We start from the raw sequence: 20,529 nt of genomic DNA on the forward strand, positions 1-20,529 counted from the left end.
GTTTGCGCGCGATAACAAATCGCGTGCTTTATCTTTAACTATTTTCATCAATGAAACGATCAATTAAATCAAAACTAAAGCCTTTCTGGTACAAAGCACCTTTTAATTTTTGTCTCAATGCATTTCCTTCTAGCTTTTTCTCATATTTGCGAACTAGTTTTTCACCTTGATAAACAACTGATTGCCATTCCTGATCATCATCTTTATTGTTTTCAACATTCTCAAGAACGTCTTTTATCACATCCTGTGTAAATCCCTTTTGCATTAATGTTTGTTGCAGATTTTGCACTTGTTGCCTAAAAGACTTTCTATTACTACTTTTTAATTTTTTTTCTACCCATTTAGCGGCTTTTTCATATTGAGACTCATATGGATAAAAAGATAATGCTTGATCAGCGATTGCTGATGAAACACCCTTATCCATTAACTCTCGCTTTACTAGCATCGGTCCTTTACTTGTCGTTTGAACTCTTGTACGAACTAACGCTTCAGCAAAATCAGTATCGTTTAGTAAACCCTCAGAAAGCAATCGGTTGACAACAACATCGATTTGCTCTTGTTCTACTTCCTTTTTTATTAAATATTCTTTTATTTCTTTGATGGAGCGCATTCGGTAGCTTAAAAAGTTTATTGTCAGGGAATAGGTCCTATGTATCGAATCTTTTTGAATAAGCTGTTCTGTTGTTTGCTTGTCCAGTTCTAAACCCTTACGAAGGTGAAATTCAATTAATATATCTTCGTCCACACTGAATCCATACTCTTCACCCTGTCCATTATCTATAAAAATATTGTATCTACTTTTACTTTTTTTCTGTGTAGTGATTCGGGTTATTACTGCCAAAATACTCACCCCTTCGTAATTATATTAACACGAAAGAATAGAAAATCGTTAACAAGATAAGATTCTAGTTTTAACTAAAAGGTGTTGCAGGCAATGACTGATTTAAACTTAAACAAACACAATGGGAGGCGTTTTCAAAATGAAAATTGCAATTACGGGCGGGACAGGATTTGTTGGTAAACAAGTAACCGACCAACTAGTAAAACAAAATCATGAGGTTTATATTCTAACTCGTTCACCAGATAACTATCATGACACAAATGAGGTTACATACGTTGGCTGGTTAAGAGAAAACGATCAACCAAGTAAAAAACTACCAGCGTTAGATGCAATCGTTAATCTTGCCGGAGATTCTTTGTTTGGCTATTGGACCAAAAACAAAAAAAGGCGTATCCTCCAAAGTCGACTAACAGCCACTGAAAATGTAATACATTTAATTAAAACGATGGAAATAAAACCAAAGGTGTTAGTTAATGCATCTGCAATTGGTTATTATGGTACCTCTACCTCAGACTTTTACACAGAAAAAAATGCAACAGCAGGTAACGACTTTCTAGCCCATGTTACAGAGAAATGGGAGCAAACTGCAAGTGCCGCCGAGTCATTTGGCGTAAGAACAGTCTATGCTCGCTTCGGAATTATTTTGGGAACAGAAGGCGCGTTACCGTTAATGACACTTCCTTTTAAATTAATGGTTGGCGGCAAGGTCGGCTCAGGTGAACAATGGATGTCTTGGATCCATATTCAAGATGTGGTTGGTCTAATCATTTTTGCAATTGAAAATAATCAAATCAGTGGCCCTTTGAACATAACGACACCAACCCCGATTAAAAACAAAGAGTTTACGATGACGATAGCTAAAGTACTAAAACGTCCCAACTTAATAACTGCCCCCTCGTTCGCTATCAAAACGATTCTTGGTGAGATGAGTATACTCGTATTGAAGGGACAGCATGTAACACCTGAAAAGGCAGTCGCGCAAAAGTATCCCTTTTACTTTACTCACTTAGATCATGCGTTACGTGATATTTATCAGTCTAAAGACTAATCATTTCCTTTTAAATTTCCGTAATAGACTTTGAAAATGGGTCTTTGAAGCACCATGAAAAACATCAGAAAATTCGTACACATGTACTTCAAAAAAGTGTCGAAAAATCAGTGAAAATTTTTGTTGGCAATTCATTTATTTTTGTGTAATATATTGATGAGAAATCAATACATTTTGATGCCTCTTAACTCTAAAAAACGTACGATAAAGATTGCTGTTGTTTTATATACAGGGAAGGCAAATGGTGCGCCACCAGTTTAACTGGTCCTAGTGGGTTCGATTCCCACCCCGAATTTTTGTTGGTATTTTGATAAAAATTCGAGGGTGAGTGTACCACTATGTCTACCGTAGTGTCTTCACCCTCCCACTAGGAGGGTTTTTTTATGTTAAAAAGACGTGATTTACATGATGCACCAGTCTTGTTTGAATTGATGACACACAAAGAAGTATTTCCATATGTTCGTCATAAAGCTTATTCATCCGATGAATTTTATTTTTTAACTAAAAGTACGATAGAAAAAGAAGAAAACGGCGAGCTTATCTCACGTACAATTCTCGATGAATATCACCATCCTATTGGTACTATTAATTTATTTGACTTAAAAGACAACAAAGGGTACTTGGCCACTTGGATTGGTCAACCCTATTTTGGTAAAGGCTATAACAAAATAGCAAAAGAACGTTTTATGGAAGAACTGTTCTTTATACACGAAATTGAAGCAGTCTTTATAAAAATTAGAAAGACTAACACTCGGTCACTTAAAGCGATTCTCAAACTACCTTATATCTCTTTAGGCAATATTCTATTTCCTGCACAATTCGAAGAAATAAATAAAGACTCATTAGAAGCTCCTACCTATGAATTATTTGTTATCACACGTGAACAATATATGATTCATAGAGAAATCTGCGCAGTCAGTGAAGGAGAAACGGCCGTATAAACTTCTTTTATTAGGTAATTATAGTATAAACGGGATACCTTGTTTCTAAGGCAGAACTAAAATACTATAAAAGCGAGGGACTAATGGATGAAAAAGAAAACAAAAGGTATTAAAGAAGAAAGAAGCTCCTTATCCAAAACACAAGAGGTTTTATATCAAAAGGAGTTTCGGGCTGCGGACCGGATGTATCAATCCACAAAAAAACCTTTTTAATTATGACACCTAATTCATTTGCTAGCTGTATGATGTGGATAAAGTTATCCACATAGTTGTGCACAGTGTGGGTAACTATAATTTAACCATGTACCATCTGCATTTACTTATCAACAATTATTTGAGGATAAGTGCTTTGGTTTTTGTGGAAAAAGTGGATAACTCAATCAATCATTGTGTATAAAACATTTTAATTGTGGATAATACTGTGGGTAAGTGATTGTCTTTCTCTTATAGTCAATGACAACCCGATTCCTCCCCTTTTCGGATAGAGTTGACAATCAAATCAAAAAGGTTGCCGTAATGGCAACCTTTTTGATTACCTTTTTCATTTCCACCTCTTTACAAGCAACATTACAAAACTCCCTATCTATCATTCTAAGTGAACCGAGTACTAACATAAAGTAAATTTTTACACCTAAATCCTACAAACATGCTATAATTTTTTACTGAAATCAATTTAGTTTTTAAAGATGAGGGGAAAACATGAAAATTTTAAAGATTATTGCACATATTGCTGTATTATATGGATTTTATTTTGTAGGATCCTTGATTCAAGCAGAATTAGACCTTTTCATCCCAGGAAGTATTATTGGAATGGTATTATTATTTTTAGCTTTAACGTTTAAACTTATAAAGGACAGTTGGATCGAGGAAGGAACCCAGTTTCTAATCAAGGACATGCCTTTGTTGTTTGTACCAATTACAGTAGGAATTATTAATTATCTCGAACTATTTTCAGGAAAAGGATTTAGTCTAATTCTAATCGTATTAATTAGCACTGCATTAGTTATGATTAGCTCTGGCCTTACCGCACAGTTTTTTTTACTTCGAAAGGCTAAAATCGAATGATGAATTTCTATATTGGAGTCGCAGCTTTACTTTCTACCATTATCCTGTATTTGCTATCTAAACGCATGTATCGTATCTACAAAAGTCCTTTTACCTTACCAATTTTAACGACCACTATGACGATCGTAGTGTTATTGTTAGCCTTTCAAATTCCGTATCAAACGTATATGATTGGCGGGAAATGGCTTGACCAATTATTAGGACCAGTAGTCGTAGCACTTGCTTTTCCTCTATACAAACAATTTAAGCTTTTAAAAACATATATAATACCCATTTTAACCGGTGTATTTGTCGGTTCGATTATAGGGATATGTAGTGGATTACTTCTAGTTAAGTGGATGAACTTTGAGGAAATGATTATGTACTCCATCTCAGCAAAGTCGGTGACAACTCCGGTTGCGATGGATATCACTCAGTCATTAGGCGGCGTTTCTTCTTTAGCAGCTGCATTTGTAATGATTGCAGGAATTGGTGGAGCTTCCTTAGGACCATTAATTTTACACTATTCACGTATTCATCTCCCCATTGCTAAGGGAATAGGTATGGGAACGGCATCACATGCAATAGGGACCTCACGTGCCATGGAGAACAGTGAACTTGAAGGGGCAGTTAGTACTGTTTCAATGACGGTAAGTGCGATCGTTGTTGCTATTCTTACTCCGTTGTTGATCGTTATGATTTTATAGCATAGGTGGTCATAGGTAATGTGACTCATAGTGATTTTTCTTTTAAAATAAAAGGCCCTCCTAAACGAGGGCCTATACTTTCTTATCAGATTTTTCTTGTTTTATCAGATATTTGCAACTTGTTTCACCTTTAGCTATACATGATACTCGTTCGATTTCATTTGTTCCTAACACATTTTTAAATAGAGACATCTCGCATTCACATGGTTTGTCATACTTATTGGCGATTGCGGAAATTGGACAGTTATACTGCATGAGTTCTAATTCATTTTCATTAACCTCTCTAAACTCTGCCATATATCCACTTTCATTTTGAACATCTGTTAATGATTTCACCTTCTCTTTAATGGAATCATCATAATAAATTTTACGCGAGTATTTTTTCTGCAATCGTTTCTCTCTATTTTCAAATAATTGATCAATCATATCGACGCCACTAATGTCTTCAATGTCAGCTAATAATTCTATTGCCATGAGATCATAATTAGAAGGAAATAGACGTTCACCCGTTTCAGATAAAGAGTAAAAAATAACAGGACGTCCCATTGGTTGTCTTACGGTTTGAGAATCAACCAAGTGTTCGCCTTCTAGTTTAATCAAGTGCTTCCTTACAGCCATTTCTGTAATATCCAAATGGCTTTTCAGCTCACTAACTGAAAGAGTTCCTCTTTTTTTCAATAATTCAAGAACTGTTTGACGAGTTGATAATTGCTGTACCATTTACAACACCACCCTTATCTATATTCTAAAGAAAAAAGTTTGTGAAGTAAATAACATAATCAAAACAAATCGCTTAGTTTGTGTCAATCGGTTGACAAAAAGCCATTATCAAGTTAGTTTTTGTAGAGTTTCACTTTTAATTAATAAATTTTTTAAAAATAGTGCATAGTTACTGAAGAGAAGGTGATTATTATCGGCATTGTTGTAGTTGAGATCTGTGATGGCAATTTAATGACTACGATAGATCTTGAAGGAATCATTGAATCCGAGTATCCAGAAGTGGCCGTATTAACGAGTGATTGTTTAAGCTTCTGCGGTTTATGTGCGTTAAAACCATATGCACTGGTTAACGGAAAGCGAATTTTCGCTAAAAACCCAGAGGCATGTTTAGAAAAAATCAAAAAGGCGATTGAAGAAGAGCTGGCTGTTTATCAGTAAGACTCACTATTAGTTGCTTTTAAATATAATTAATTTAAACAAAATGATTTTATTTTGTTGATTTTTGGGGAATAGACAGTGTAGTTTACTGTCTATTCCCCTTTTTTAATAACTGGAATATATACGCATACATCTCTTATCATTTTAAGGAGAAAATAAAACGAACTTTTTTAAAAAGGTGGTAATGCACTTGCATACCTATAAACAAGAATGGTTCGGCAATAGTAAAGGTGACATACTTGCTGGTCTAGTTGTCGCATTAGCACTGATCCCAGAAGCCATTGCCTTTTCAATTATTGCTGGTGTAGATCCTATGGTAGGCCTTTATGCTTCTTTTTCTATTTCAGTTGTTATCGCCTTTGTGGGTGGTCGGCCTGGTATGATTTCAGCAGCAACAGGTGCTATGGCCTTATTAATGATTACCTTAGTAGCTGACTATGGTTTGGAATATTTACTGGCAACGACCATTCTAACAGGTATTTTACAAGTAATATTTGGTGTTCTAAATTTAGCTAGGTTCATGAAATTCATTCCTCGTTCTGTAATGGTCGGTTTTGTAAATGCGCTAGCAATACTTATTTTCACTTCCCAATTACAACACTTTGTCGATGAAACATGGATTATGTATGGATTAGTTGGTTTGACATTAGCAATTATCTATCTTCTTCCATTGGTAACAAAAGTGATACCATCAACACTTGTTGCTATTGTGGTTGTTACTGCTGCAGCAATCTATATGAATGCAGGAGTTCGAACAGTAGGAGATATGGGTGAGTTATCTCAAACACTTCCTACCTTTTTGTTACCAAATATACCTTTAACGTTTGAAACATTAATGATTATCTTTCCATATGCACTAGCACTTACGATTGTTGGTCTTTTAGAATCCTTGTTAACAGCTTCTATTGTTGATGATGCCACGAATACCGAGAGTAATAAAAATAAGGAAAGTCGCGGACAAGGGATCGCTAATATAGTAACTGGTTTTTTTGGAGGAATGGCTGGTTGTGCGATGATCGGACAATCTGTTATTAATGTGAAATCAGGAGGAAATGGTCGTTTATCATCTTTTGTAGCCGGCGTTTTTCTAATGTTCCTCATTATTGTTCTTGGTAATATCGTTGTGCAAATACCAATGGCCGCTCTTGCTGGTGTAATGATAATGGTTGCTATTGGTACATTCGATTGGGGATCTATAAGGCACATGGACAAAATCCCCGTTACTGACACAATTGTTATGGTAGTAACTGTTGGGACAGTATTAATTACACATAACTTAGCCTACGGGGTACTGACTGGTGTTGTCCTAAGCGCACTCTTTTTTGCAGCTAAGATTTCTAAAGTTGATATTTATTCTGCCACATCCAGTGACGAAAAAAGCAGAGTATATTTTGTCTATGGGCAGTTGTTTTTTGCTTCTGTTACTGAATTTATTACACACTTTGAATTCAAAGAAGACCTAGAAGAAGTAATTATTGATTTGACCCACTCTCATCTGTGGGATGATTCCGCAGTAGGGGCATTGGATAAAGTTAAGGCAAGATTTGAACAAAATGGAACAAAGGTTTCCTATAAAGGTCTAAACAGAGAAAGTTCAGATCTATTTGACAAAATTGGAGGCTTTGGATCTGGTCATTAAATAAGAAAAGCGCGTTTCCATTGATTTATTATACGTTGATGTCTAAAACAGATATTCTAAGATATGGAGATTCTGACACAGCAAGCTTAAAACGCAAAAAGTTAATGAATGGTAATGAAGAATAATTAACGTCAGAACGAATGTCCGTTGAAAAGTATTGTTTTACACGGAGAACCTACACCAACGATTATAGGTAGTTTTCAAGGTAAGAGTGGATGTTTTATTATAAAACATTTATGATTAAATTACCCGTTACTTGGGTAGTAAATACTTAGGGAGGTTGATATAGTGTCAAAAGATAACATGGTAAAAGGAAATAGCATTGTTGTATCAGAAAATCCCGTTTCATTTTATTTATTCAACAGTACACGGTCAGCATGGATTTGGCTAATTATCCGGTTATATGTTGGTTATGCTTGGCTGACGTCCGGTTGGGGCAAGGTAACGAGTGATGCTTGGACTGGTAGCGAATCAGGTACGGCTTTATCAGGATTTGTGGGTGGCGCTTTAGGTAAAGCGGAAGAAGGAGGAGATGTATCAGGTTGGTACGCTACTTTTTTAGAAAGCTTCGTATTACCGAATGCATCACTGTTCTCTTATATGGTTGCCTATGGCGAAGTACTCGTTGGTTTAGGATTAATTCTAGGTTTATTAACAGGAATTGCAGCATTTTTCGGCAGTATAATGAATGTTAGCTTTTTATTTGCGGGTACATTAAGTACAAATCCACTATTATTTATTTTAGCAACCTGGTTAGTACTTGCATGGAAAGTAGCCGGTTGGTATGGGTTAGATCGGTGGGCTCTACCATTCTTAGGTACTCCGTGGGGACGAAAAAACACCTAAACCCATCTTGAATAGGATAGGTAGTTGTTTCTATTGCAAGCGCAATCAATACTAAAGATACTACTAATACATGATTAAATATATATCCGATATAAACGGTTTTATCTTATCAACTGTGCTATAATCAGTAGAAGCTAACCACTAATTTCATACATTGATAAAACACCTTTACACTTTAAGTCCTGCACTAACCACCCGCTAGCGCTTTACTTAAATGTAAAAGGTGTTTTTTATTATTCTCAATTGGAAAATTATACCAACTGGTAGAGTTATTGCGGGCAAAATGATGGGAGAGAAAGCCTAATGAAAGAAACTGCACTTATTTATTGCGAAGGCAAATTTGGAACCATGGACGGAAAGACTGCAAACGGTTTGATTAGAAGCTCAAGGAACTACGAAATTGTTGGAGTGATTGACAGTACGAAAGTAGGTTTGGATACTGGTATCTATCTTGAAGGAGTGAAAAATGGAATTCCGTTTTTCTCAAGTTTAGAAAGCGCTTTTGATTATTTACCAAAGATGCCAAGTCAATTCATTTACGGAATCGCCCCCTCTGAAGGACTTCTAAAAAATGACGAAAGAGATATCGTCTTAAAAGCAATCGAACATGGGTTAAATATTATCAACCCCTTACACGAATTTTTTACTGATGATGAAGAGTTTATGGCAAACTCTTTGAGATATGGAGTTAAGATAACTGATGTAAGAAAGCCCCCTGAAAAGAAAGACATGCATCTTTTTTCAGGTAGAATTTTAAACATTCAAACACCCATTGTAGCAGTATTAGGAACAGATAGTGCAGTCGGCAAGCGAACAACATCTGTTTTACTAGAAGATGCTCTCTTAAAAATGGGCTTAAATGTCGCATTTGTTGCAACCGGACAAACTGGTTTGATTCAAGGTGCGAAATACGGTGTAGCAATTGATGCTATCCCTTCACAATTCATGACAGGTGAAATTGAGAACCAAGTGATGAAAGCCTACGAGAATGACAATCCGGACATTATTATTGTCGAAGGACAAGGTGCGTTAAGTCATCCAGCATATATAAGTTCTTGCGGAATTATAAGAGGATCACGGCCAGGGTCTGTCATCGTTCAACATCCTCCTAAGCGGAAGAATTTAGGTGACTTTGACTATATGAAAATGCCAACAATAGAAAGTGAAATAGAATTGATTGAAGACTTTTCAGTGGCAGAGGTAATTGCAGTTACAATCAATCATGAGGACATGTCTGATAATGAAATAAATAATACGATTACAGAATACGAGCAACAACTCAAGCTACCAACAACTGATGTTCTTAAATTTGGATGCGACAAACTTATCACAACTCTCTTTAAGAAATACCCAGAATTGAAAAATAAACAAATAAAAGCATTCGTTAATTGAACGAACTCGGTTCACCAAGGCTTGAAATCAATCTAGCCAAAATTGGCCACAATGTGGAGAAGTTAATCAACATCTATAGCAAAAAAGGCATTGAAATTACCGGGGTTACAAAAGCAGTCTGCGGTGACCCAACTATAGCCAAGGTACTTGTGAATAAAGGAATTCAAATGCTTGCGGACTCCAAAATAGTGAACATAAAGAGTATGCGTGAAGCAAATGTATTGGCCAAGTTCGTTTTACTCAGAACACCTGCGTTAAGCGAAATTGATTTAGTCGTGAAATATGCTACTATTAGCCTGAATACGGAACTATCAGTTATTAAAAAACTTTCAGCTACTGCTAATAGGAGCAACTCCATCCATAAGATTATCTTAATGATAGAAATGGGAGATTTGAGAGAAGGCATTATGCCCGTTGATTTAGACGATGTGATTCAGGAAGTTTTGAAATTGACGGGAGTTGAAATAGTAGGTATAGGAGCAAACTTTGCCTGCTTTGGAGGCGTCAAACCAAGTATAGCTAATATGGAAGAGTTATCAGCACTTGCTAGCACTATTGAGGAAAAATTCTCACTCCCTCTCTCCTATGTTACAGGGGGTAACTCGGCCAATTACAACTGGGCAGTAGCTGTTAAAGATACTGGTAAAGTTAATAACTTAAGGATTGGAGAATCCATCTACTTAGGCTGTGAAACTCTAAGCCGTATGGCTATTCCTGGATTATTTACAGATGCGTTTACATTTGTTGCAGAGGTAATTGAATCTAAAATTAAACCTTCCAAGCCCTACGGTGAGATAGGTCAAGATGCATTTGGAAACAATCCCAAATTTGAAGATCGCGGATTAATGAGAAGAGTAATACTTGGCGTTGGCTCTCAAGATGTCCTTGTTTCTGGTTTAACACCTAAATTAGATATCGAGGTCCTAGGCTCTAGTAGCGATCACACCTTGTTAGATGCTAAAAACGTTGATTTGAAAATTGGAGATGAAGTCGCATTTACCATGACATATGGGGCACTTCTTGCTGCCGTGACGTCTCCCTATGTATTTAAAAAGTATATTGATTACGAGTCAATTTCATAATTACAATACCAAGCCAGGTAAATAGATATTATGAAACTGATTAATAACAAACAATAAATTCCGATGTCAATCGGGGTTCTTTTTTTGCTCAATTTAGTCAATCAAGCTTATTTTTAAAATTTACCTAAGACCAAAAAAACTCTGTCATTTCTTTTACAGAAATAACAGAGTACCTGTGAAATAGATCGTTATCTAATTAATGGATGGAACTGATGGGATTCGAACCCACGACCCCTTGTCTGCCAGACAAGTATTCTCCCGCTGAACTACAGTCCCCTAAGTTATAGAAATAAATAGCTTAACAATCTTTACTATGGATTATACCATTATGTCAGCAAAGATTATTATATATGAATTATGATTAATCAGCAACATCAATTTAACAATACTTGAATCAATTTGATAATTACCTTATACAGCAATTGTCATCCGCATATAGTTTAGGAACGATTCATCCCAACTATATCTGGATGACAAGTGTGAAAAATCAGTATTATGAAATTGACGAACTCAGGAAAAATTTTCTATTAAATGAACCCTTTTCACCATTTGATACGTATAAATAAATTGAAACGGCAATCATACACGGACCCTACATCGACTCATTTTTATAATGAGCCCATTTTATACAAACAACTATTCGCATCTGAATTTTTACTGGGCCTGTCCAATATATTTAACTGGAGGTGAAAGTTATGGAAATTGTTGAGCTTCTACCCATTTTAGCACCAATAATAATTATTGAAGCGATCTTAGCAATAGTTGCACTAGTTGCTTGGTTTAAAACAGACGAAACGAACGGACCTAAATGGATGTGGTTATTACTCATTATTTTCATTGGTGTAATAGGTCCAATATTATTTTTCATTATTGGAAGGAGACAACAATAAATGGCAATAATTAAGGTGGATCATTTAACGAAAACATTTGATGGTAAATATGCCGTCGCAGATTTGTCCTTTGAACTGAGTGCAGGTAAATGCGTTGCATTACTTGGCCCAAACGGCGCCGGGAAAACAACCACCATTCGAATGCTTTCTGGATTACTAAAACCATCAAATGGCACCATTTCCTTTGAAGGCATGAAAGAAGGAGGAGATATTAGAGAACACATTGGCTACTTACCACAATATCCGGTATTCCATAGTTGGATGACAGGAACAGAATTTCTTGTATATGTTGGTCAATTAGCTAATTTAACAAAGCAACAAGCAAGTGAACTTGCACAGAAGTATTTAGAGCGCGTTGGAATAGCGGATGCTAAAAATCAGCGAATCGGAAAGTATTCTGGTGGAATGAAACAGCGGTTAGGTATTGCTCAAGCGATGATACATACACCACAATTGCTTATGTTAGATGAACCGGTATCATCACTTGATCCAATCGGTCGTAGAGAAGTGTTAACTTTAATGGAAGAATTAAAAGAAACTACGACGATACTATTCTCCACACATATTTTAAGTGATGCAGAAGAAGTTAGTGATGACTTATTACTTATGCACCAGGGTGAAATTGTCGAATCAGGTTCGATTGATGGTTTGCGCAACAAACATCAAACAACAAAGATTCATCTCGCTTTTCGTGAGAATGTGGATACATATTTAACCAAATTGCGCGAAATACCTTCCATATCAGAAGCTCATTTAGAACGTAATGAAATCCAACTAGCGGTAAGTAATATTGATCACGCGAGAACTGATATTTTACAAATTGCTTCACAAGAGAACTGGCCATTGACTAAATTTGAGGTTAGTCGGACAACTCTCGAGGATTTGTTTATGAAAGTGGTGAAACGATAATATGCAATGGATGACAATATTCAAAAAAGAAATGCTTGAGTACTGGAGAAACTTTAAATGGATATGGGTTCCTCTCGTTTTTATTCTTATTGCTATCATGGATCCTATAACCACCTATTATCTACCAAAGATTTTGGATACTGTTGGCGGATTACCTGATGGAGCCGTGTTTGAAATGCCAGAAACACCACCAGTTGCTGCTCTAATGATGAGCTTGACAGAACTAAGCATGTTTGGTGTTTTAGTCATCGTACTGACGTCAATGGGTTTAATTGCTGGCGAACGAAAAAGTGGTGTCGCTGAATTAGTTTTGGTGAAACCTGTTGGTTATTTCACGTACATTACTAGTAAATGGGGAGCAACCTTGCTATTAGTATGGGTATCATTAATCATTGGATTATTAACAAGCTGGTACTACGTCAATTTATTATTTGGCGATATTTCTTTCGCTGCATTACTACAAGTCATTTTCTTCTATGGCCTTTGGTTAACCTTAGTTGTCAGTATCACAACCTTTGTTAATACCTTGTTTAGAACACCAGGTGTAGTTGGATTTGTTTCCATTGCTATCCTGATTGTTATGAGTATTTTCAATCAAATTTTCTCTAACAAAGTTACATGGTTTCCAAACAATTTATCTAGTCACATCGGAGATATGTTAGATTCTGGGACGATTTCAGGTGACTTGTGGGGAACTACTTTTATTATAATTTTGTTAATTATATCTTTACTATTTGCTTCCTTACTCACTTTTCGTGGCAAAGAGATGGCTAACTAAATAGAAAAGCAGCTCTCGTTCAGTAATCGGCGAGAGTTGCTTTTTTTTAGATAACAATCATTATTAAATGGAACAAATGATATAAATCCTTCATTTGTTCCATTTATCCGTCTACGATCCACTAAACGATTTAGCTGAGATATTGTGTAGTAACAGCCATGATAATAAGTAAAGAATAACTCCGATTAGAAAGGTAAAACTATAATAATTAAAACTTGGATTATTAATCATAAATTGAATTAATTCTACTAACAAACCGCTTCCAACAGATAGTATAATCGCCATACCTACTAATCCAAGAACTCCGTAACCGCCTATTAAACCATATTTATGAAAAATTAATCCTAGCAAAAACATAGTTGTGAACATAAAAAACATGATGAACACATCAATGCCAAATCTATAAAACACTGACTCTCCATTAACCATCATTGCAGAAAGATGAATTAAATTAAAATTTGAAATACCTAATAATTCAGTAATAGCGATAATTAATGAATGATAGATATTTTCTAGAATTGCCATAAGTATCGATAAAGATAGAAATAAGATACCTACAGCAAAAAAGTAATTCTTTCTAGTCGCACCCATTTTCAGTGAAAAAGATAGGCTTTCCTTTACTACAATAAAACCGAAAATTGCACAATAGATATAAATAGCAAAAGAGATCGTTAGGTACATTTTTCCGTTCTCCACGCCTGTTAGTAAAACGGCTGCTATTATAGATAAAACTACAATGGAAGATAGTACCGTCCAAAAGATTATAAAAGAAGTACGCAAATCAGTAAGAAAGAAATAGAGCATCACTTTTAATTGTCTCACCATTCAATCTTCCCCCCTTTATATGAAGTTAAATAAATCATTAGTTGTTGAATAGTTACTCCTTCAACAGTGAAACCATTTGTTCTAGCTTCCTCTATTTCTATACCTACTACAACAGCAGTCATCACACCTGCAAATTGTTTCGTATCAATTACCATCTTATCCGTTATAAATGACTCTATTTGTGGGATAGTTCCTGAAATTGATATACATTTTTGACGAAGAACATCTGTATTTTCTTGAACCAATAACTTTCCCTCCTGAAAAATTAAGACTTCTTCAAAGAGAAGGCTGACTTCGTCTATTAGGTGAGTGGAAAAAATAATGGTCCGCTTGTGTTCTTGATATTGTTCGACTAATATTTCATAGAAACGACTCCTTGCCGAAGCATCTAATCCAATGTAAGGCTCATCAAACATGGTGATTGGCGCCTTACTAGCGAGTCCTACGATAATTCCCAAAGCAGATTCCATACCTTTTGATAACGCCTTCACTTTTGCGTTAATATCAAGTGAAAATTCATCAACAAGTTTTAAGGCAAGAAGTTGATCCCATGTAGGATAAAATAGACTCGAGATAGTGAGTACATTCTTAATCTTCAAATCTTTCTTAAAGTTATTTCCCTCTTTTATTAGACAAATAGATTCTGTTAACCTCTGATTGTTAAATGGATTTGTTTTCTCTACCAGTATTTCTCCACTGGTTGGTTGCATCATGCCAGCCAGTAATTGCATAAACGTAGTCTTTCCAGCACCATTTTTACCTAATAATCCGTAGATTTTCGGTTCCTCCAAACAGAAACTAATTTGATCTAAAGCACGCTTACCTTTATATATCTTACTGAGATTTTTAGCTTCAATCTTCAATAGTTTTGCCCTCCTTTGTTAACAATTCTAGTAATTCCTGACTATCAATATTTAATTTTTTTGCTTCTGTCTTAAGCGGAATAACGAAATTTTTAATAAAGGCATTCTTTCTTTTTTGAAATAGAATTCCTTTCGCATCTTCAGTTACAAACATACCAACACCTCTTTTTTTGTATAAAATCCCCTCATCAACTAGTTGATTTATACCCTTTGCAGCTGTAGCTGGATTTATCTTATAGAAATTAGCAATTTCGTTGGTCGATGGTACTCGATCCCCTTTAGGAATTGAGTCGTTAATAATTATATCTTCCATCTGTTCTTTTATTTGCTCGTATATAGGTTTGCTTTCATCTAATGATCTATACATGATTACCACCCGACTTAGTTGGTTAGTTACTTATGTAATTAACCATATAACCATCCTTACTAAATGTCAACAACTAATCAAAAAAACTTCAAAAAAATATAAATCAAAGCCTTGTTTAATTTATATATCGATAAAAGTCTATTTATAAATTAAAAAGACCGTGCCTGGGATGTGCACGATCTTCATTTTTTTATTTTTAATCAAAGGTTCATCCTTAATAACGGCAATGAACAACACCGAAACGAGCCGCCAGACTTTATGATTTCAGAATAGTCGACTTCAATAATTTCATATCCTCGTTTAGCCATTTCTTGATTTGCATGATTATTTTGTGGCATGCTAATTATCTTTTTATTTCCAATAGAAAGTACATTTGTACCTAGAGAGAACTGTTCTTCACCATTAACTTCAATGATGTCAAAGTGTTGCTTTATGATGTTCAAATCTGTTGTAGAAAAGGCATCTGGATACACAAGTGCCAATCCTTCACCAATAATATTAAAAGCACAGTCCAAATGGAGAATTCTTTTTTCAATCGGTAGTGGGATAACTTGATATGATGGGATTAAAGCTTGAAGTGCTTCTGTTGCTTTTAATGATGTTCGACTGCTTAATCCAACCCACACCTTTTTGTTATCAATGATTACATCTCCCCCTTCGATTGGGGTTTGAACTAAATCCTTATATGGGATACTTTCTTGGTTGAGTTTTCCCATAAGGACTCCTACTTCACCTTCTCTAATTCCACTTCCCATTGCCGATATGAATAGTTGATTGCCAATACAAAATCCAATATCACGAGTAAATACCTGCTCATTTAGGTGATCCTCTGTAGTTAGCTCCAACACTTCAACGCCATACTGCGTCATTGTGTTAACAAAGCTTTGGTATTGTTCCATGGCGATGTTTATATCAATATTCTCTGAAACATACCTTTTTTGTGTTTCATTTATAACTGTACCAATCCTCATATTCTTAGGTGGGCATACAATTACCTTTTTCAGTGTATCGTACTCTGTATGACAATTAAGCTTGTCCTTCCCTTCAGTTTCCACAATCGCTTAACCTCCCCCTAATTTATATTTTTATTGTATTATAACAAAGTATCGTTTAGATAAAGTTAGCATAAACATCAACTTGAACTTCTATACACTAATCGTCCTGTTCCACTAACTTCGACATCATAGTCATACCCATCCGTTGTCACAATAATATCTCCTGCTTTAGCGGTGGAGTAAATTGTTGCACCTACTTGTTGTAAGCTATCTATTATTTCTCTCTTTGGATGCCCATACAGGTTATCCTTGCTATAGGATAAAATGGCTTTTTCCGGTTGCACTTCTTTAAGATACTCTAGTGAGGTAGATGTATCTGAGCCATGGTGAGCTACTTTTAAAATTTCAGATTGTAAGTCAAACTGCTTCAATAGCTTTTTTTCTTGTTTTACTTCAACATCAGCCATTAATAAAAAATCGATACTTTTATAATCAAGTGACAATACAATGGATGACTGATTTCTACTTTTGAATCCACTAAATGTATTCAACACTTCCAAGGATATCGCTGAATCAATCGCTATCATCGACTTAGCTTTAGGAAATTCAATAGGAATATTTCGTTCCTTTATTTGTTGTAAATAATCGAAGTAAGTTTCTGTATGATAAATCTTTCCGCTATCTAAAATTTTTTTTATGTTAAATTGCTTCATTACTGGGATTAGACCACCAATATGATCAATATCCGGATGAGTAGCTACTAATAGATCTATTGAAGTAATTCCATTTTGTTTTAAATAGTCTAATAATTTTTTCCCTGCTGATGGTGGACCACCATCAACTAGTATCGTTTTTCCATTCGGTGTTTCAATTAGGGTACTGTCTCCCTGACCAACATTTATAAAATGTACCTTCATTTCTTTTTGTATGGTTGTGGGCAAATCAGCTCCATTAGTAACACTTAGCATTAATTGGTTGCTAATACAGATAAATAGGACGAACACTATCACTATAAAGTATTTTTTCAATATCCACCCTCCTCTTCAAAAAAACAAAATAGAAAAAGTATTTGATTTGTTTATTTTTTTCAATTCAGAAGATAAATATTTACTGCCTGAGTTATTCTTTTTAAAAATCAGAAAGGCAGCTGATTAAATCATAAGTAGTTCTCTTCATAACTATTAGTGAAATTTTTCGTTTCATCAAATTTTCAATAGGTTTGCATACAAAAACACTTGGATAAAAGTGAGATTTTATCCAAGTGCTTTTTGAGGTGTAACGAAAGGCAACTTATACGAAAATTCCTTCATGAAGGTCTCTTTCATCCGTTTTCTCACTCATACTGACTTTCATCACCCTCATGAAGGTCATCTTCCTTCGTTTTCTCACTCATACTGACTTTCATCACCCTTATGAAGGTCATCTTCCTTCGTTTTCTCACTCATTTTGACCTTCATCACCCTCATGAAGGTCTTTTTCCTTCGTTTTCTCACTCATACTGACTTTCATCACCCTCATGAAGGTCTTTTTCCTTCGTTTTCTCACTCATACTGACTTTCATCACCCTCATGAAGGTCTTTTTCCTTCGTTTTCACACTCATTTTGACCTTCATCACCCTCATGAAGGTCTTTTCCATTCGTTTTCTCGCTCATTTTGACTTTCATCACCCTCATGAAGGTCTTTTTCATCCGTTTTCTCGCTCATACTGACTTTCATCACCTTCGCGTGAAGGTCATTTTTGGATATTTGTTCCAGATAGCTACCTAGTTAGTTATTAGACTTCAAATGAACATCAAAAATAGCATACCAATCACTATGATTGGTATGCTATTTCTCTTGTTATATTTGGTTTTCTACAGCAAAAATGAACTACTTAATCAAATCAGTTGCCTTTCTAGATTTGTACTACTTATCCTTTGTTTACTTGGATTTCACCTTCAACTAACTCTACAATCATCGTAGTTGTATTATCTTCATCTAAGATTAAATCAGTGATTCCATCCTCAACCTTATCCTGAATAATACGACGCAATGGACGTGCACCAAAGCGAGGATCATAACCATGATCAGCTAAATACTTCTTAGCATCATCGGTAACAGTGATAGATAATCCGTCTTCAAGTAAATTATCCTTCAATTCACTAATCATTAGATCGACAATTTTAATTAAATTGTCTTGAGCTAGTTCGTTGAATTTAACAATGGAATCGAAACGGTTTAGAAACTCAGGTTTAAAATATGCACTCAATGTTTCTAAAGTGGATATTGCTTCATTTGTACTTTTCTCAAATCCAACCGTGATTTGTTTATCACCGGTGCCTGCGTTACTTGTCATAATGATGACTGTTTCCTTAAAGCTTACTGTTCTACCATGACTATCCGTTAAGTGACCGTCCTCCATAATTTGAAGGAACAGATTTTGTACATCTGGGTGTGCCTTTTCTATTTCATCTAAAAGAATTAAGCTATACGGATTACGACGCACACGCTCAGTAAGTTGCCCTGCTTCTTCATGTCCTACATATCCAGGTGGTGAACCGATAATTTTAGAAATGGAGTGTTTTTCCATGTACTCACTCATATCTAGACGAGTTAGTGATTCTTTTGTACCAAATAACTCTTCAGCTAATGTCTTTGTTAATTCTGTTTTACCTACACCTGTTGGTCCGACAAAAAGGAAGGAACCAATTGGACGATGTTTGGATTTTAAGCCGGCACGACTACGACGTACTGCTTTCGCTACTTTTTGCACAGCATCTTCTTGACCAATCACTTTTGCTGATAGGTTATCAGCTAAATGCTTCATTTTTGTTTGTTCATCAGATTGAATCTTTCTAACAGGGATTCCTGTCTTTTCTTCGATAATTAACTGAATATCCTCTAGCGTTACCTCGGCGGTAGGCTCGTCATTTATATCAGTTACCTTTTTCTCTAATTTTAGTTCTTGATGACGTAAATGTGCAGCTCGTTCATAATCTTCCTTTTCAGCCGCTTCTTGTTTTTCCTGAGCGATTTCATCTAAACGTTTTTGCATTGATTCAACGTCTGTCTCAGAGTTAGTCAAGTTCAACCTTGCTCCAGATTCATCAATCAAATCAATCGCTTTGTCAGGTAAGAAGCGATCTTGAAGGTAGCGTTGTGACAAGGTTACAGCACCTTGTATTGCTTCTTCGCTATAACTTACTTTATGATATGCTGCATACCTATCCTTTAAGCCTTGTAAGATTAGAATCGCTTCCTCTGTGGAAGGTTCTTTAACAATAATTGGTTGGAAACGTCGTTCTAGCGCTGCATCTTTTTCAATTTGACGATACTCTTTTAACGTCGTTGCTCCAACTAATTGTAATTCACCTCTCGCAAGTGCTGGCTTTAAAATATTTCCTGCATCCATTTGTGAACTTTCTGCAGTCCCAGCACCAACTAATAAATGAATCTCATCTACAAATAAGATGACATTTTTACGTTCTTGTAGCTCGGCAATCAGTTGTTTCATTCGTTCTTCGAATTGACCTCTCATACTAGTACCCGCAACAATCGATGCCACATCTAAAATATAAATTTCTTTATTAATTAATTTTGCTGGTACATCGCCTTCAACAATTTTTAATGCTAACCCTTCAGCGATAGCAGTTTTACCTACACCTGGTTCCCCGATTAATACCGGGTTGTTTTTATTTCTTCTATTTAAAGTCTCAATGACACGTTTCACTTCTTTCTGGCGACCAATAACAGGATCAATTAAACCTGCTCTTGCACCATTCGTTAGGTTTCTTCCTAACTCGTCCAACAACCCTTTTTTGTTGGTTTGTTGTTGACTATTTGCTTCTTTTCCTGAAGCGAATGGTGATTGGTTTCCTCCGTTAAAGAAGTTATTAGGATCCATTTGACCTTGGTTAGAGAAACCTGATGGATTTTTTATATTATTATTTATTTCTTGAAAACAAGTATCACATAAATGTATTTGTTGAGCTTGATTATTAAGTCGAAGGGTAACATTAATACTGGCTTTGCGAGTTCCACAATTTTGGCATTGCATATTCGCTTCCTCCTTCATTCGATAAGAAATTTAAGGTCAATCTCTGACTTTGACTATATTTGACCTTTAAATATATTATAGTTTGACTTTCTTTGACTTTCAAGTAATAAGTTTTATTTTTTTAAAATAAATAGACACCACGTTACTATCGCCATAATTACTGACAT

At 35.4% G+C, this 20,529-nt stretch carries 21 protein-coding genes and 1 tRNA gene; 13 read left to right on the top strand and 9 right to left on the bottom strand.

Going from position 1 to position 20,529, the window contains the following annotated elements; translation table 11 throughout:
• Positions 1–34: 34 nt before the first annotated feature.
• Entirely contained in the window at positions 35–850 is an 816-nt protein-coding gene (gene recX / locus LD272_RS04150) for a recombination regulator RecX (RefSeq protein WP_369413925.1), read from the bottom strand.
• A 130-nt stretch (positions 851–980) separates the two neighbouring features.
• Between recX and LD272_RS04155 the strand changes: the two genes are divergently transcribed.
• The 5 genes from LD272_RS04155 (at position 981) to LD272_RS04175 (ending at position 4,581) form a co-directional block, all read left to right on the top strand.
• Positions 981–1,889 carry a TIGR01777 family oxidoreductase gene (locus LD272_RS04155; RefSeq protein WP_226035339.1) on the top strand — a complete coding sequence of 303 codons (909 nt, stop codon included), beginning with the start codon at positions 981–983 and terminating at the stop codon, positions 1,887–1,889.
• 383 nt (positions 1,890–2,272) lie between these two features.
• A complete protein-coding gene (locus tag LD272_RS04160) occupies positions 2,273–2,830 on the top strand; it encodes a GNAT family N-acetyltransferase (protein ID WP_226035340.1) in 558 nt (185 codons plus the stop codon).
• An 87-nt stretch (positions 2,831–2,917) separates the two neighbouring features.
• Positions 2,918–3,043, top strand: coding sequence for a YfhE family protein (locus LD272_RS04165; protein WP_226035341.1), 126 nt, complete (start codon positions 2,918–2,920; stop codon positions 3,041–3,043).
• A gap of 486 nt (positions 3,044–3,529) precedes the next feature.
• On the top strand, positions 3,530–3,895 hold the full coding sequence (locus LD272_RS04170; protein WP_226035342.1) for a CidA/LrgA family protein: 366 nt from the start codon (positions 3,530–3,532) through the stop codon (positions 3,893–3,895).
• Positions 3,892–4,581 (top strand): LrgB family protein, encoded by a 690-nt coding sequence (locus LD272_RS04175; RefSeq protein WP_226035343.1) that lies wholly within the window; start codon positions 3,892–3,894, stop codon positions 4,579–4,581. The genes LD272_RS04170 and LD272_RS04175 overlap by 4 nt, the downstream gene beginning before the upstream one ends.
• A gap of 72 nt (positions 4,582–4,653) precedes the next feature.
• On the opposite strand, the gene LD272_RS04180 is transcribed toward LD272_RS04175, so the two are convergent.
• Complete coding sequence (locus LD272_RS04180; RefSeq protein ID WP_226035344.1) at positions 4,654–5,301, bottom strand: helix-turn-helix transcriptional regulator; 648 nt, start codon at positions 5,299–5,301, stop codon at positions 4,654–4,656.
• A 192-nt stretch (positions 5,302–5,493) separates the two neighbouring features.
• Here LD272_RS04180 and LD272_RS04185 point away from each other — a divergent pair, with 192 nt between their 5' ends.
• From LD272_RS04185 to LD272_RS04205, 5 genes are all read left to right on the top strand, one after another.
• Positions 5,494–5,739 (top strand): YuzB family protein, encoded by a 246-nt coding sequence (locus LD272_RS04185; RefSeq protein WP_226035518.1) that lies wholly within the window; start codon positions 5,494–5,496, stop codon positions 5,737–5,739.
• 184 nt (positions 5,740–5,923) lie between these two features.
• On the top strand, positions 5,924–7,378 hold the full coding sequence (locus tag LD272_RS04190) for a SulP family inorganic anion transporter (RefSeq protein WP_226035345.1): 1,455 nt from the start codon (positions 5,924–5,926) through the stop codon (positions 7,376–7,378).
• A 303-nt stretch (positions 7,379–7,681) separates the two neighbouring features.
• Positions 7,682–8,224, top strand: a complete 543-nt coding sequence (locus LD272_RS04195; protein WP_226035519.1) for a DoxX family membrane protein — start codon at positions 7,682–7,684, stop codon at positions 8,222–8,224.
• Between the two features lie 303 nt (positions 8,225–8,527).
• The gene (locus tag LD272_RS04200; protein ID WP_226035346.1) at positions 8,528–9,616 is read left to right on the top strand and encodes an N-acetyltransferase DgcN family protein; all 1,089 of its coding nucleotides are present in this window, start codon (positions 8,528–8,530) and stop codon (positions 9,614–9,616) included.
• Entirely contained in the window at positions 9,613–10,698 is a 1,086-nt protein-coding gene (locus tag LD272_RS04205) for an alanine/ornithine racemase family PLP-dependent enzyme (protein ID WP_226035347.1), read from the top strand. Before LD272_RS04200 ends, LD272_RS04205 begins: the two co-directional genes overlap by 4 nt.
• Before the next feature lie 204 nt (positions 10,699–10,902).
• On the opposite strand, the gene LD272_RS04210 is transcribed toward LD272_RS04205, so the two are convergent.
• A tRNA-Ala gene (locus tag LD272_RS04210) sits at positions 10,903–10,974 on the bottom strand.
• A 419-nt stretch (positions 10,975–11,393) separates the two neighbouring features.
• Between LD272_RS04210 and LD272_RS04215 the strand changes: the two genes are divergently transcribed.
• The 3 genes from LD272_RS04215 to LD272_RS04225 are packed head-to-tail and all read left to right on the top strand — an operon-like array spanning position 11,394 to position 13,275.
• A complete protein-coding gene (locus tag LD272_RS04215; RefSeq protein ID WP_226035348.1) occupies positions 11,394–11,588 on the top strand; it encodes a PLD nuclease N-terminal domain-containing protein in 195 nt (64 codons plus the stop codon).
• Positions 11,589–12,497, top strand: a complete 909-nt coding sequence (locus tag LD272_RS04220; RefSeq protein WP_226035349.1) for an ABC transporter ATP-binding protein — start codon at positions 11,589–11,591, stop codon at positions 12,495–12,497.
• Position 12,498: 1 nt separating this feature from the next.
• A complete protein-coding gene (locus LD272_RS04225) occupies positions 12,499–13,275 on the top strand; it encodes an ABC transporter permease (protein ID WP_226035350.1) in 777 nt (258 codons plus the stop codon).
• A gap of 111 nt (positions 13,276–13,386) precedes the next feature.
• Here LD272_RS04225 and LD272_RS04230 read toward each other — a convergent pair whose 3' ends face one another.
• The 6 genes from LD272_RS04230 to LD272_RS04255 all read right to left on the bottom strand — a co-directional run bounded on the left by LD272_RS04230 (position 13,387) and on the right by LD272_RS04255 (position 20,362).
• Complete coding sequence (locus LD272_RS04230; protein ID WP_226035351.1) at positions 13,387–14,100, bottom strand: hypothetical protein; 714 nt, start codon at positions 14,098–14,100, stop codon at positions 13,387–13,389.
• Positions 14,094–14,963, bottom strand: coding sequence for an ATP-binding cassette domain-containing protein (locus LD272_RS04235; RefSeq protein ID WP_226035352.1), 870 nt, complete (start codon positions 14,961–14,963; stop codon positions 14,094–14,096). Before LD272_RS04235 ends, LD272_RS04230 begins: the two co-directional genes overlap by 7 nt.
• The gene (locus LD272_RS04240) at positions 14,953–15,330 is read right to left on the bottom strand and encodes a GntR family transcriptional regulator (protein WP_226035353.1); all 378 of its coding nucleotides are present in this window, start codon (positions 15,328–15,330) and stop codon (positions 14,953–14,955) included. Before LD272_RS04240 ends, LD272_RS04235 begins: the two co-directional genes overlap by 11 nt.
• Before the next feature lie 200 nt (positions 15,331–15,530).
• A complete protein-coding gene (locus tag LD272_RS04245; RefSeq protein ID WP_226035354.1) occupies positions 15,531–16,385 on the bottom strand; it encodes a dimethylarginine dimethylaminohydrolase family protein in 855 nt (284 codons plus the stop codon).
• Between the two features lie 77 nt (positions 16,386–16,462).
• Entirely contained in the window at positions 16,463–17,353 is an 891-nt protein-coding gene (locus LD272_RS04250; protein ID WP_226035355.1) for a ComEC/Rec2 family competence protein, read from the bottom strand.
• An 882-nt stretch (positions 17,354–18,235) separates the two neighbouring features.
• Entirely contained in the window at positions 18,236–20,362 is a 2,127-nt protein-coding gene (locus LD272_RS04255; protein ID WP_226035356.1) for an ATP-dependent Clp protease ATP-binding subunit, read from the bottom strand.
• Positions 20,363–20,529 lie beyond the last annotated feature (167 nt).

Origin of the sequence: Aquibacillus saliphilus, from assembly GCF_020404745.1 — a bacterium.
Taxonomy (GTDB): Bacteria; Bacillota; Bacilli; order Bacillales; family Amphibacillaceae; genus Aquibacillus; species Aquibacillus saliphilus.